Annotated in this window: 11 protein-coding genes; 8 read left to right on the forward strand and 3 right to left on the reverse strand. The window is 66.1% G+C overall.

Features of this window, described 5'->3' with window-relative positions; all coding sequences use genetic code 11:
• Window positions 1–2: 2 nt before the first annotated feature.
• The 3 genes from DMX06_RS15570 to gap form a co-directional block, all read right to left on the reverse strand.
• Window positions 3–965, reverse strand: coding sequence for a FecR family protein (locus tag DMX06_RS15570; RefSeq protein WP_110738307.1), 963 nt, complete (start codon window positions 963–965; stop codon window positions 3–5).
• Window positions 966–1,058: 93 nt separating this feature from the next.
• Window positions 1,059–1,571: an RNA polymerase sigma factor gene (locus DMX06_RS15575; RefSeq protein ID WP_110738308.1), complete on the reverse strand. Its 513-nt coding sequence runs from the start codon at window positions 1,569–1,571 to the stop codon at window positions 1,059–1,061.
• A gap of 241 nt (window positions 1,572–1,812) precedes the next feature.
• Window positions 1,813–2,814, reverse strand: a complete 1,002-nt coding sequence (gene gap, locus DMX06_RS15580) for a type I glyceraldehyde-3-phosphate dehydrogenase (RefSeq protein ID WP_110738309.1) — start codon at window positions 2,812–2,814, stop codon at window positions 1,813–1,815.
• A gap of 266 nt (window positions 2,815–3,080) precedes the next feature.
• On the opposite strand from gap, the gene edd reads away from it, so the two are divergent.
• The 8 genes from edd to DMX06_RS15625 all read left to right on the forward strand — a co-directional run bounded on the left by edd (window position 3,081) and on the right by DMX06_RS15625 (window position 12,879).
• A complete protein-coding gene (edd, locus tag DMX06_RS15585) occupies window positions 3,081–4,907 on the forward strand; it encodes a phosphogluconate dehydratase (protein WP_110738310.1) in 1,827 nt (608 codons plus the stop codon).
• Window positions 4,904–5,860: a glucokinase gene (locus DMX06_RS15590; RefSeq protein WP_110738311.1), complete on the forward strand. Its 957-nt coding sequence runs from the start codon at window positions 4,904–4,906 to the stop codon at window positions 5,858–5,860. The genes edd and DMX06_RS15590 overlap by 4 nt, the downstream gene beginning before the upstream one ends.
• 128 nt (window positions 5,861–5,988) lie before the next feature.
• Entirely contained in the window at window positions 5,989–6,711 is a 723-nt protein-coding gene (locus DMX06_RS15595) for a response regulator (protein ID WP_110738312.1), read from the forward strand.
• Entirely contained in the window at window positions 6,695–8,149 is a 1,455-nt protein-coding gene (locus tag DMX06_RS15600; RefSeq protein ID WP_110738313.1) for an ATP-binding protein, read from the forward strand. The genes DMX06_RS15595 and DMX06_RS15600 overlap by 17 nt, the downstream gene beginning before the upstream one ends.
• A gap of 219 nt (window positions 8,150–8,368) precedes the next feature.
• Window positions 8,369–9,586, forward strand: a complete 1,218-nt coding sequence (locus DMX06_RS15605) for a D-mannose isomerase (protein WP_110738314.1) — start codon at window positions 8,369–8,371, stop codon at window positions 9,584–9,586.
• 115 nt (window positions 9,587–9,701) lie between these two features.
• The gene (locus DMX06_RS15610) at window positions 9,702–10,988 is read left to right on the forward strand and encodes an ABC transporter substrate-binding protein (RefSeq protein WP_110738315.1); all 1,287 of its coding nucleotides are present in this window, start codon (window positions 9,702–9,704) and stop codon (window positions 10,986–10,988) included.
• Window positions 10,989–11,132: 144 nt separating this feature from the next.
• Entirely contained in the window at window positions 11,133–12,041 is a 909-nt protein-coding gene (locus DMX06_RS15620) for a carbohydrate ABC transporter permease (protein WP_110738316.1), read from the forward strand.
• Window positions 12,034–12,879: a carbohydrate ABC transporter permease gene (locus DMX06_RS15625; RefSeq protein ID WP_110738317.1), complete on the forward strand. Its 846-nt coding sequence runs from the start codon at window positions 12,034–12,036 to the stop codon at window positions 12,877–12,879. The genes DMX06_RS15620 and DMX06_RS15625 overlap by 8 nt, the downstream gene beginning before the upstream one ends.
• The last annotated feature ends 1 nt before the right edge of the window (window position 12,880 follow it).

Genomic DNA, 12,880 nt, shown 5'->3' on the forward strand with positions numbered 1-12,880 from the left:
GGTCAGTTGAGAATCACCACGGCAGGGTACTCGTGCAGTTGCGCCGAGGTGATGTGGGCGAGGGCGCGCAGGGTTTCCAGCGGCTGGTCGAGGCGGTAGTTGCCGGTGACCGCGACCTGCTCCAGGTGGGCGTTGCGGTTGATGATCCAACCCGGGTAGTAGCGGCGGACTTCCGCGAGCACCTGGCTCAGCGGGCAGTTCTCGAACACCAGGCGGCCTTCGATCCAGGCCAGGTCCTTGCTCATGTCGGGGCGCTGGCGCTGGCCGAAGCCCTTGGGGCCGACGCTGATGCTGTCGCCGGCGCTCAGGCGGATGCGCTGGTCGCTCGCGGCCTGCAGGTCGACATCGCCGCGCTGCACCCGCACCTGGGCCTCGCCATCGAGGTAGCGCACGGCGAAGTCGGTGTCGCGCACGCTGGCGCGCAATGGGCCGGCCTGGACTTCCAGGGGCGGCTGGCTGGCGTTGGATACCTGGAAATACGCCTCGCCCTGCAGCAGGCGGGCAACCTTGCGGCCTTCGCGCTCGTCACTGGCGAAGGCCGAGTTGGTGTTGAGCAGCACCTTGGCGCCCGGGTCCAGGTCCAGGCGCTGTCGCTCGCCGACCACGGTCAGGTGGTCGGCCTGCAGGCGCACCGGCAGGTTGCCGAAGGTGAACAGCCCGACCAGCAGCACGGCGGCGGTGGCCAGCGGTTTCCAGTGACTGCGCAGCCGCCCGGCGAGCGAGCGCTTGCGGCTGTGCTGCAGCTGGCCGGCGGCCTGGCGCAGCGAGGCGCCGTTCCACAAGGCCTCGGCTTCGACATAGGCCTCGGCGTTCTCCGGCTCCGCTCCCAACCAGTGCTCGAAGGCGCGGGTATCGTCTTCGCTGGCGCACTGCAGGCGGATCAACCAGTCCAGCGCCTCCTCGCGGGCACGGGCGCGGGCATCAGGCTCGGCGGGTGACGGGCGAGGCGTGGGGCGGTCGGTCACGGGGGATCCTTGCTTCGGGCATTTTTTGCGCATGATCAATGCAGACCCCGCCCATGGCAAGGGCTTTGCGCTGGCCAGCGGCGAGCGGTCGCGTCACTGGTGACGATCGGCCACGCCCATGCAGATGGCCATGATCAGTTTCAGTTCCTTCTGTACCGTGCTGGCCGAGACGCTCAACTGCTCGGCGATTTCCAGGTAGCTGGCGCCGTGCAGGCGGCTGAGGATGAAGATGCGCTGCTGGCGCTCGCTGAGTTGGCCGAGGCTGACGCTCAGGTGCTTGAGCAACTGCTCGGCGTGGGCGGCGTCCTCGCTGCTGGCCGAAGGGGCGGCGACATTGTGCAGGACCTGTTCGGGCACGTCGTCCACCAGCGTGCGCGCCTGCACCCGGCGTGCGCGCAGGTGGTCCAGGGCCAGGTTGCGGGCAGTCTGGAAAACGAAGGGCTCGAGGTGCTCGATCGGCCGCTCGCCCAGGGCACGGGTGACCCGCAGGTAGGTTTCCTGCAGCAGGTCCTCGGCGGTGCTGGGGTTGCCCACCATGCGCTGCAAGGTGCGCAGCAGGGTGAGGCGCTGGTTGAGGAACACTGAGTTGAACCGGGACTGACTCACGGGGAAACCTGGTCGCTTTTCGGGTGAATGATAATGCTTATCATCCATGCTCAAGGTCAAGCGCAGAAATGTCACGATCAGGTAAATATTGCGGCTAGCGCGGCCCGTGTAGGAGCGGCCTTGTGCCGCGAAAGGGCTGCAAAGCAGCCCCAGGGTTTCAGCGTCGATGCAACAAGAGCTGGGGCCGCTTTGCGGCCCTTTCGCGGCACAAGGCCGCTCCTACAGGGGATCGCGCAAAACTTCACCTGGCGTTGAACAGCGCCAGGCAGTTGTCCAGCATGCGGTTGGAGAAGCCCCATTCGTTGTCGTACCAGGCCAGCACCTTGAGCATGCGACCGTTGGCGCGGGTGTGGTTGGCGTCGAAGATCGACGACAGCGGGTTGTGGTTGAAGTCGCACGACACCAGCGGCAGGGCGTTGTAGCCCAGCACGCGCGAGTGGCGGCTGGCCTCGAGGAACAGCTGGTTGACTTCCTCGGCGCTGGCCTCGCGCTTGAGGTTGACCGTGAGGTCGACCAGCGACACGTTGATCACCGGCACCCGCACGGCCATGCCGGTGAGCTTGCCGGCCAGTTCCGGCAGCACCAGGCCCACCGCCTCGGCGGCGCCGGTCTTGCTCGGGATCATCGACTGGGTGGCCGAGCGGGCGCGGTACGGGTCGCTGTGGTAGACGTCGGTGAGCACCTGGTCGTTGGTGTAGGCGTGGATGGTGGTCATCAGGCCCTGCTCGATGCCGAACTCGCGGTGCAGCACCTGGGCGATCGGCGCCAGGCAGTTGGTGGTGCACGAGGCGTTGGAGATGATCTGGTGCGAGGCGCGCAGCACGTCGTGGTTGACCCCGTATACCACAGTGGCGTCGGCGCCCTTGGCCGGCGCGCTGACGATCACCTTGGCGGCGCCGGCCGTCAGGTGGGCTGCGGCCTTGGCGCGTTCGGTGAACAGCCCGGTGCACTCGAACACCACGTCGATGGCCAGAGTCTTCCAGGGCAGTTCGGCGGGGTTGCGGATGGCGCTGACGGCGATGCGGTCACCATTGACGGTGAGGCTTTCGTGGTCGGCCTCGACACTGGCGTCGAAAATCCCGTGGACGCTGTCGTACTTGAGCAGGTGGGCGTTCATCGCGCTGTCGCCCAGGTCGTTGATGGCGACGACCTGCAGGTCCTGGCGGTAGCCCTGCGTGTACAGTGCGCGCAGGACGTTGCGTCCGATGCGGCCGAATCCGTTGATGGCGATGCGTAGGGTCATGGCGTTACCTCTGGCAGTCGGGTGAAGCCTGTGGCACAAAGAGCAGCTTCACTGAAACGGTTTTGTTGTTGGAATTACAAGATTATTCACCGAGAGATAGAAAACAAGCCTTTTTGCTGGCAGTATTTTGTTTAAACATACAACGAGTGGTCGGGTCAGCCCCATTTCGAACGGTCCAGGCACCTTTTTCTAGAGCCTAGGTCGCAATCGTTTGGAGGGGAAATGGCCAGTGGAGGCCGCCCCACAGTTAGCCTGGAGTCCAGTACATGCATCCGCGCATCCTTGAGGTCACCGAACGGCTGATCGCCCGCAGCCGCCGTACCCGTGAACGCTACCTTGAGCTGATCCGTGGGGCGGCCAGTGACGGACCCATGCGCGCCAGCCTGCAGTGCGCCAACTTCGCCCATGGCGTGGCCGGCTGTGGCGGCGAGGACAAGCAGACCCTGCGCCTGATGAACGCCGCCAACGTGGCCATCGTTTCGGCCTACAACGACATGCTCTCGGCGCACCAGCCGTACCAGCACTTCCCCGAGCAGATCAAGCAGGCCCTGCGCGAAGTTGGCTCGGTTGGCCAGTTCGCCGGCGGCGTGCCGGCCATGTGCGATGGCGTCACCCAGGGAGAACCGGGCATGGAGCTGGCCATCGCCAGCCGCGAGGTGATCGCCATGTCCACCGCCATCGCCCTGTCGCACAACATGTTCGACGCCGCATTGATGCTGGGCATCTGCGACAAGATCGTTCCCGGCCTGATGATGGGCGCGTTGCGCTTCGGCCACTTGCCGACGATCTTCGTGCCGGGCGGGCCGATGGTCTCGGGCCTGTCCAACAAGGAAAAGGCCGATGTGCGCCAGCGCTACGCTGAGGGCAAGGCCACCCGCGAACAACTGCTCGAATCGGAAATGAAGAGCTACCACGGCCCGGGCACCTGCACCTTCTACGGCACCGCCAACACCAACCAGCTGGTGATGGAAGTGATGGGCCTGCACCTGCCGGGTGCTTCGTTCGTCAATCCCTACACGCCGCTGCGCGATGCCCTCACCGCCGAGGCCGCGCGCCAGGTCACGCGGATGACCAAGGCCAGTGGCAACTTCATGCCGATTGGCGAGATTGTCGACGAGAAGGCGTTGGTCAACTCGATCGTCGCCCTGCACGCCACCGGCGGCTCGACCAACCACACCCTGCACATCCCGGCCATCGCCCAGGCCGCCGGCATCCAGTTGACTTGGCAGGACATGGCCGATCTGTCCGAGGTGGTGCCGACGCTGTCCCACGTCTATCCGAACGGCAAGGCCGACATCAACCACTTCCAGGCCTCCGGCGGCATGGCGTTCCTCATTCGCGAGCTGCTCGACGCGGGCCTGCTGCACGAGGACGTCAACACCGTGGCCGGGCATGGCCTGCGTCGCTACACCCAGGAGCCGTTCCTCGAGGATGGCCGGCTGGTGTGGCGTGAGGGGCCGAAGGACAGCCTCGACGAAAGCATCCTGCGCCCGGTGGCGCGGCCGTTCTCCGCCGAGGGCGGCCTGCGGGTCATGGAAGGCAACCTGGGGCGCGGTGTGATGAAGGTATCGGCGGTCGCGCCTGAGCATCGCGTGGTCGAGGCGCCTGCCCGGGTGTTCCACGACCAGCAGGCGCTGGCCGATGCGTTCAAGGCCGGCGAGCTGGAGCGCGACTTCGTCGCCGTGGTGCGCTTCCAGGGCCCGCGTTGCAACGGCATGCCCGAACTGCACAAGCTGACACCGTTCCTCGGCGTGCTGCAGGACCGCGGCTTCAAGGTGGCGCTGGTCACCGACGGGCGCATGTCCGGTGCCTCGGGCAAGATCCCGGCAGCCATCCACGTTTGCCCGGAAGCCTTCGACGGTGGCCCGCTGGCGCGGGTGCGCGATGGTGATATCGTGCGCGTCGATGGTGCCGAAGGCACGCTGCGGATCATGGTCTCGGCCGAGGAGCTGGCCAGCCGTGAGCTGCCCGAGCCGCCCACGGGCAACGACCTGGGCTGCGGGCGCGAGCTGTTCGGCTTCATGCGCGTGGCGTTCAGCTCGGCCGAACAGGGCGCGAGCGCCTTCACCTCGGCCCTGGAGAACCTCAAATGAAGGCCTTGCTGGTCGGCGACATCGGCGGCACCAACGCACGTTTTGCCTTATGGCGCGACAACGAGCTGCAGGCGGTCCAGGTGCTGGCCACCGCCGATTACACCAGCCCTGAGCAGGCCATCGAGGCCTACCTGGCCGACCAGGGTATCGCCCGTGGCGGCCTGGTGGCGGTGTGTCTGGCGGTGGCAGGTCCGGTGGACGGCGACGAATTCCGCTTCACCAACAACCACTGGCGCCTGAGCCGCAGCGCGTTCTGCCAGACGCTGCAGGTCGAGCGCCTGTTGCTGATCAACGATTTTTCCGCCATGGCCCTGGGCATGACGCGCCTGCGCGACGGTGAGTTCCGCGAGGTCTGCGCAGGCCTCGCCGACCCGTCGCGCCCGGCGCTGGTGATCGGCCCCGGCACCGGCCTGGGCGTGGGCAGCCTGCTGCGCCTGGGCGAGCACTGGCTGGCGCTGCCGGGGGAGGGCGGGCATGTCGACCTGCCGGTGGGCAATGTTCGCGAGGCGGCGATCCATCAGGAGATTCACCGACAGATCGGCCATGTCAGCGCCGAGACGGTGCTCAGTGGCGGTGGGCTGGTGCGGTTGTACCAGGCGATCTGTGTGCTCGACGGCGCCACGCCGACGCACAAGACTCCGGCGCAGATCACCGACGCGGCCCTGGCCGGCGAGCCACGGGCACTGGCGGTGATCGAGCAGTTCTGCCGTTTCCTCGGGCGGGTGGCGGGCAACAACGTGCTCACCCTGGGCGCCCGGGGTGGGGTCTACATTGTCGGAGGGGTGATTCCGCGTTTCGCCGAGTTGTTCCTGGGCAGCGGATTCGCCGCGAGTTTCGCCGACAAGGGCTGCATGAGCGGTTATTTTGCCGGGGTGCCGGTATGGCTGGTGACGGCGGAGTTTTCCGGGTTGCTGGGGGCCGGGGTGGCCTTGCAGCAGGCGTTGGATCACTGATCCCTGTGGGAGCGGGTTTACCCGCGAATACTGTAGTTGCTTCACCGACGCATTCGCGGGTAAACCCGCTCCCACAGGGCCCCGTACAGCAGGCATGAAGACCTGCGTTTACAAGAGGACTGACCATTGTGAGCACTGCCGGCAAATCGATCCTGATGGTCGACGACGACCAGGATATCCGCGAACTGTTGCAGACCTACCTGGCCCGTTGCGGCCTGCAGGTCCATGCCGAGCCCGACGGCCAGGGCTTTCGCCGTGCCCTGGACGCCAACCCCTACGACCTGGTGATCCTCGACGTGATGCTGCCCGACGAGGACGGCTTCAGCCTGTGCCGCTGGGTCCGCCAGCACCCGCGCCAGGCGCGGGTGCCGATCATCATGCTGACCGCCAGCTCCGACGAGGCCGACCGGGTCATCGGCCTGGAGCTGGGCGCCGACGATTACCTCGGCAAACCCTTCAGCCCACGTGAACTGCAGGCCCGCATCAAGGCCCTGTTGCGCCGCGCCGACTTCGGCCAGGCGGCGCCGGCCAGCGCGGTGCTGGCCTTCGACGACTGGCGCCTGGACACGGTCAGCCATCGGCTGTTCCATCGCGATGGCGAGGAGGTGATCCTCTCCGGCGCCGACTTCGCCCTGCTCAAGCTGTTCCTCGACCACCCGCAGCAGATCCTCGACCGCGACACCATCGGCAACGCCACCCGTGGTCGCGAGCCGATGCCGCTGGACCGTATCGTCGACATGGCGGTCAGCCGCCTGCGCCAGCGCCTGCGCGACACGGAAAAACCCCCTCGGCTGATCCGTACCGTGCGCGGCAGCGGCTACCTGCTGGCGGCCAATGTCTGCCCGGCCTAGCGAGCGCCGCTGGCGCCTGCTGCCGCGCTCGCTGCTGGGGCGCATGCTGCTGCTGACCCTGCTGGTGGTGTTGCTGGCCCAGGGGCTGTCGAGCCTGATCTGGGTGGCGCAATTGCGCGCCAGCCAGCTGCAGGGCCTGCGTGCCAGCGCCGGCAGCCTGGCCCACTCGATGAGCGCCAGCGTCAGCTACTTCCGTTCGCTGCCGGTGGCCTACCGGCCCATGGTCCTCGACCAGTTGCGCAGCATGGGCGGGACGCGCTTCTTCGTCTCGCTCAACGTCAGGCCGCTGGAGATGCCGGTGCTGCCCGTCACCCCGCGCAAGCAGGCGGTGATCGAGGTGTTCCAGCAGGTGTTGCACGAGCGGCTGGGCCAGCAGATGGAAATCTCCGTCGAGTTCGTCAGCCCGGACGACCTGCGGATCTTCAACAGCGGCTTGAAGCTCGATGAGCTGCCCCGTTCGTGGGCGCACTATTCGTTGACCCTGGAACCGCTCAACCCGCCGGTGCTGGTGACTCAGATCCGCCTGGGCGAAGGAGAGTGGCTGTACATCGCCTCCCTGCTACCTGAGCCGTACACCAGCCTCGAAGCCGAACGTCTGCCACGACAGCAGATCGGTTTCATTGCCCTGACCACCTCCTTGCTGTTGCTGTTCATCGGCCTGCTGGTGCACTGGCAGAGCCGGCCGCTCAAGCGCCTGGCGCGGGCGGCGCGGGAAATGTCGTTGGGCGCCGACGTGGCTCCGGTGGCCGAGGGCGGCGGCAGCGAAGTGGTCGAGGTGGGGCGGGCGTTCAACAGCATGCGCGAGCGCATCAGCCGTTACCTCACCGAGCGCTCCCAGTTGTTCAGCGCCATTTCCCATGACCTGCGCACGCCGATCACACGCCTGCGCCTGCGGGTCGAGCTGCTCGAGGACGAGAAGCTGCAAGCGAAGTTCAGCCGCGACCTCGACGAACTGGAGCTGCTGGTCAAGGGCGCGTTGCAGTGCGTGAAGGACACCGACATTCACGAGAACATCGAGCCGATCGACCTCAACCAGGTGCTGGAGATGCTTGCCGAACCTTATATCGGCGACGGCCGCATTACCCTCGAAGGGCAGGCGCTGGCGCCGTATCCCGGCAAGTCGCTGGCCCTGCGCCGTTGCATCGGCAACCTGATCGACAATGCCATCAAGTACGGCGAGCGGGCACACCTGCGGATCCTCGACAGTACCGAAAGCTTCGTCCTCCAAGTGGATGACCAGGGGCCGGGGGTGCCGGAGCAGCGCCTGGAGCAGGTGTTCGAGCCGCACTTCCGGCTGGCCGGGCAGCAGCAGGGGTATGGGCTGGGGCTGGGGATTGCACGCAATATCGCCCATAGCCATGGGGGAGAGGTGAGCCTGTTGAATCTGCGTGAAGGTGGGTTGCGGGTGACCTTGTACCTGCCGCGTACAGCCGAATGACGCGATCCCCTGTAGGAGCGGCCTTGTGCCGCGAAAGGGCCGCAGAGCGGCCCCAGGGATCTGAAATTGCTGGGGCTGCTTCGCAACCCTTTCGCGGCACAAGGCCGCTCCTACAGGGGACTGATGTCACTACATGGTGACAATTCGGCAGGCCTTCGTGACATGCCAGCCAGGACGGCTGACTAGAATCGGCTGACAACAACAAGGAAGACCACGCCCATGGCCAACCGCTGGATCGACTCCCCGACACACCATGCCTGGCTCGACGCCGAGGCCCTGCGCCTGCTCGCCTTCGCCAGGGCTTCGCGCCTGCCCCAGGGTTTCGGCAACCTCGATGACGAAGGCCGCCTGCCCCGTTGCGCCCTGGCCGAGACCATGAACACCGCGCGCATGACCCACAGCTTCGCCCTGGCGCATATCCAGGGCGTTCCGGGTTGCCGCGAGCTGGTCGAGCATGGCGTCGAGGCCCTGCTGGGCCCGTTGCGCGACCAGGAGCACGACGGCTGGTACGCCCAGCCCGAAGGTCACGGCGACACCGGCAAGGCCGCCTACCTGCATGACTTCGTCGCCCTTGCCGCCAGTTCGGCGGTGGTGGCGGATGTCACACAGGCCCAGGCACTGCTGGATGCCGTGGTCCGGGTCATCGAGCAGCGCTTCTGGTGCGAGGAGGAGGGTGCCCTGCGCGAGTCGTTCTCCCGCGACTGGCAGCAGGCAGAAGCCTACCGTGGCGCCAACAGCAACATGCACGGCGTCGAGGCGTTTCTCGCCCTGGCCGACGTGACCGGTGACACGCTGTGGCTGCACCGCGCCCTGCGAATGGTCGAGCGCTTGATCCTTGGCCAGGCTGCCGCCGATGGTCTGCGGGTCACCGAGCATTTCGACGAGCACTGGCAGGCATTGCCCGACTACAACCGCGACAACCCCGCCGACGGCTTCCGCCCCTACGGCACCACGCCCGGTCATGCCTTCGAATGGGCACGCCTGGTACTGCACCTGGAAGCGGCCCTGCAACGGGCGCAACTGCCCGCGCCGGAGTCCTTGCTGCCTGCCGCCAGGGGACTGTTCGACAGCGCCTGCAAGCATGCCTGGCAGGCCGATGGCGCATCGGGGCTGGTCTACACCCTGGACTGGCGCAACCGCCCGGTGGTGCGCGAGCGCCTGCACTGGGTGCATGCCGAGGCCAGCGCCACCGCCGCGGCCCTGTTGCGGCGTACCGGCGAGGCGCAATACGAACATTGGTATCGCTGCTTCTGGGACTTCATCGCCAGCCATTTCATCGACCGCGGTCACGGCAGCTGGCACCACGAGCTGGACCCGGCGCTGCTGCCCAGTGCGCGCATCTGGGGCGGCAAGCCCGACCTCTACCACGCCTACCAGGCCCTGCTGCTACCGCGCCTGCCGCTGGCGCCGAGCCTGGCCACGGCCCTGGCCATGTAACCAGATGATGACATTCGCGCATCCGTTCGTTACCTGGCGCCGGGCGCGGGCTCCTTACACTCCATGCCATGCAAGCGACAGTCTTGCCTCGCATAACAACAAGAAAGGTATTCCCATGCATTCGACGCTTCGTCTCGCCGCCGCGATCTCCTTCGCCTCCCTGTTCTCCCTCAGTGCCCAGGCTGCCGACTCCAAAGGCAGCGTGGAAGTCGTCCATTGGTGGACCTCCGGCGGCGAAAAGGCCGCGGTCGATGTGCTCAAGGCCCAGGTCGAGAAGGACGGCTTCACCTGGAAGGACGGCGCCGTGGCCGGTGGCGGTGGCGCCACCGCCATGACCGTGCTCAAGAGCCGCGCCGTGGCCGGCAACCCGCCCGGAGTCGCGCAGATCAAGGGCCCGGATATCCAGGATTGGGCATCCACCGGCTTGCTCGACACCGATGTGCTCAAGGACGTGGCCAAGGAAGAGAAGTGGGACAGCCTGCTCGACAAGAAGGTTGCCGACACCGTGAAGTACGAAGGCAGCTACGTGGCCGTGCCGGTGAACATCCACCGCATCAACTGGTTGTGGATCAACCCGCAAGTGTTCAAGAAGGCCGGCATCGACAAGGCGCCGACCACCCTCGCGGAGTTCTACGCCGCCGGTGACAAGCTCAAGGCCGCCGGCTTCATCCCGCTCGCCCACGGTGGCCAGCCGTGGCAGGACAGCACTGTGTTCGAGAGTGTGGTGCTCTCGGTGATGGGCGTCGACGGCTACAAGAAGGCCCTGGTCGAGCTGGACGAAAAGGCCCTGACCGGCCCCGAGATGGTCAAGGCGCTCACCGAGCTGAAGAAGGTCGCCACCTACATGGACCCTGACGGAAAGGGCCAGGACTGGAACCTGGAGGCGGCCAAGGTCATCAACGGCAAGGCCGGCATGCAGATCATGGGCGACTGGGCCAAGAGCGAATGGACCCTGGCTAAGAAAACCGCCGGCAAGGACTACCAGTGCGTGGCCTTCCCCGGCACCGACCAGGCCTTCCTCTACAACATCGACTCGCTGGTGGTGTTCAAGCAGAAGGACAAGGGTACCGCGGCGGGCCAGCAGGACATCGCCCGCAAGGTGCTGGGCGAGGAGTTCCAGAAGGTCTTCAGCACCAACAAGGGCTCGATCCCGGTGCGTAACGACATGCTCGCTGACATGGGCAAGCACGGCTTCGACAGCTGCGCCCAGACCGCGGCCAAGGACTTCCTGGCTGACGCCAAGTCCGGTGGCCTGCAACCGAGCATGGCGCACAACATGGCGACCACGCTGGCGGTGCAGGGGGCGTTCTTCGATGTGGTGACCAACTACATCAACGATCCGAAGGCCGATCCTGCGGATGCGGCGAAGAAGCTCTACTCGGCAGTCAAAGCCGCCCAATAGCCAACGCCGAGGCTGGCGAGATCCCTGTGGGAGCGGGTTTACCCGCGAACACCGGCATAGCCGGTGCCAGGCACCGCAGTGTCTGCTTCGCGGGTAAACCCGCTCCCACAGGTGATGTGCTGACCCTTTTCCAGGTGTGCAATCATGACCACAGCAACCGCCCGCCTGCGGGCCTCCCCCCTGGATGCGCTGCAGCGCTGGCTACCGAAACTGGTGCTGGCGCCGAGCATGTTCATCGTCCTGGTGGGCTTCTACGGCTACATCCTGTGGACCTTCGTCCTCTCGTTCACCACCTCGACCTTCCTGCCTACCTACAAGTGGGCGGGCCTGGCGCAGTATGCGCGGTTGTTCGACAACGACCGCTGGTGGGTGGCGAGCAAGAACCTGCTGCTGTTCGGCGGCCTGTTCATCGGCATCACCCTGGCTATCGGCGTGTTCCTCGCCGTGCTGCTCGACCAGCGCATCCGCCGCGAAGGTTTCATCCGCACCATCTACCTGTACCCCATGGCCCTGTCGATGATCGTCACCGGTACCGCCTGGAAGTGGCTGCTCAACCCCGGTATGGGCCTTGACAAGCTGCTGCGCGACTGGGGCTGGGAAGGCTTTCGCCTGGACTGGCTGATCGACCCCGACCGCGTGATCTACTGCCTGGTGATTGCTGCGGTGTGGCAGGCCTCGGGCTTCATCATGGCGATGTTCCTCGCCGGCCTGCGCGGCGTCGACCAGTCGATCATCCGCGCCGCCCAGCTCGATGGCGCCAGCCTGCCGCGCATCTACTGGACCGTGGTGCTGCCCAGCCTGCGCCCGGTGTTCTTCAGCTCGCTGATGATCCTCTCGCATATTGCCATCAAGAGCTTCGACCTGGTGGCGGCGATGACCGCCGGTGGCCCGGGCTACTCCTCGGACCTGCCGGCCATGTTCATGTACTCGTTCACCTTCAGCCGCGGGCAGATGGGCATGGGTTCGGCCAGCGCGATCCTGATGCTCGGCGCCATCCTGGCGATCCTGGTGCCGTACCTGTATTCCGAATTGCGGGGCAAACGCCATGACTAGCCTGACCGACAAACCCGCACTGAACCTCAGCCGCATCGCCATCCACGCCCTGCTGCTGCTGGCCGTGCTGCTGTACCTGGTGCCGCTGGTAGTGATGCTGCTGACCAGCTTCAAGACCCCCGAGGACATCGGCAGCGGCAACCTGCTGAGCTGGCCGACCGCGTTCACCGCCATTGGCTGGAGCAAGGCCTGGGCCACGGTCAGTGGCTACTTCGTCAACTCGATCCTGATCACCGTGCCGGCGGTATTGATTTCCACGGCCATCGGCGCGCTCAACGGCTACGTGCTGTCGATGTGGCGCTTCCGTGGCTCGCAACTGTTCTTCGGCCTGTTGCTGTTCGGCTGCTTCCTGCCGTTCCAGACCGTGCTGCTGCCGGCCTCGTTCACCCTCGGCAAGCTGGGCCTGGCCAGCACCACCAGCGGGCTGGTGCTGGTGCATGTGGTGTACGGCCTGGCCTTCACCACGCTGTTCTTTCGCAACTACTACGTGAGCATTCCCGAGGCGCTGGTCAAGGCGGCGCGCCTGGACGGCGCCGGGTTCTTCACCATCTTCGGGCGGATCATCCTGCCGATGTCGACGCCGATCATCATGGTTTGCCTGATCTGGCAGTTCACCCAGATCTGGAACGACTTCCTGTTCGGCGTGGTGTTCTCCAGCGGCGACTCGCAACCGATCACCGTGGCCCTGAACAACCTGGTCAACACCAGCACCGGGGCCAAGGAATACAACGTCGACATGGCTGCGGCGATGATTGCCGGGCTGCCGACGCTGCTGGTCTACGTGGTCGCGGGCAAGTATTTCGTGCGCGGGCTGACCGCCGGCGCGGTCAAGGGGTAAG

Origin of the sequence: Pseudomonas mosselii (genome assembly GCF_003205295.1) — a bacterium.
In the GTDB taxonomy this organism is placed as follows: Bacteria; Pseudomonadota; Gammaproteobacteria; order Pseudomonadales; family Pseudomonadaceae; genus Aquipseudomonas; species Aquipseudomonas mosselii_B.

Coding starts and splice junctions, on each gene's coding strand:
- gap (WP_110738309.1), bottom strand. CDS start 2,814: ATGACCCTACGCATCGCCATCAACGGATTCGGCCGCATCGGACGCAAC.
- edd (WP_110738310.1), top strand. CDS start 3,081: ATGCATCCGCGCATCCTTGAGGTCACCGAACGGCTGATCGCCCGCAGC.
- DMX06_RS15590 (WP_110738311.1), top strand. CDS start 4,904: ATGAAGGCCTTGCTGGTCGGCGACATCGGCGGCACCAACGCACGTTTT.
- DMX06_RS15600 (WP_110738313.1), top strand. CDS start 6,695: ATGTCTGCCCGGCCTAGCGAGCGCCGCTGGCGCCTGCTGCCGCGCTCG.
- DMX06_RS15605 (WP_110738314.1), top strand. CDS start 8,369: ATGGCCAACCGCTGGATCGACTCCCCGACACACCATGCCTGGCTCGAC.
- DMX06_RS15610 (WP_110738315.1), top strand. CDS start 9,702: ATGCATTCGACGCTTCGTCTCGCCGCCGCGATCTCCTTCGCCTCCCTG.
- DMX06_RS15620 (WP_110738316.1), top strand. CDS start 11,133: ATGACCACAGCAACCGCCCGCCTGCGGGCCTCCCCCCTGGATGCGCTG.
- DMX06_RS15625 (WP_110738317.1), top strand. CDS start 12,034: ATGACTAGCCTGACCGACAAACCCGCACTGAACCTCAGCCGCATCGCC.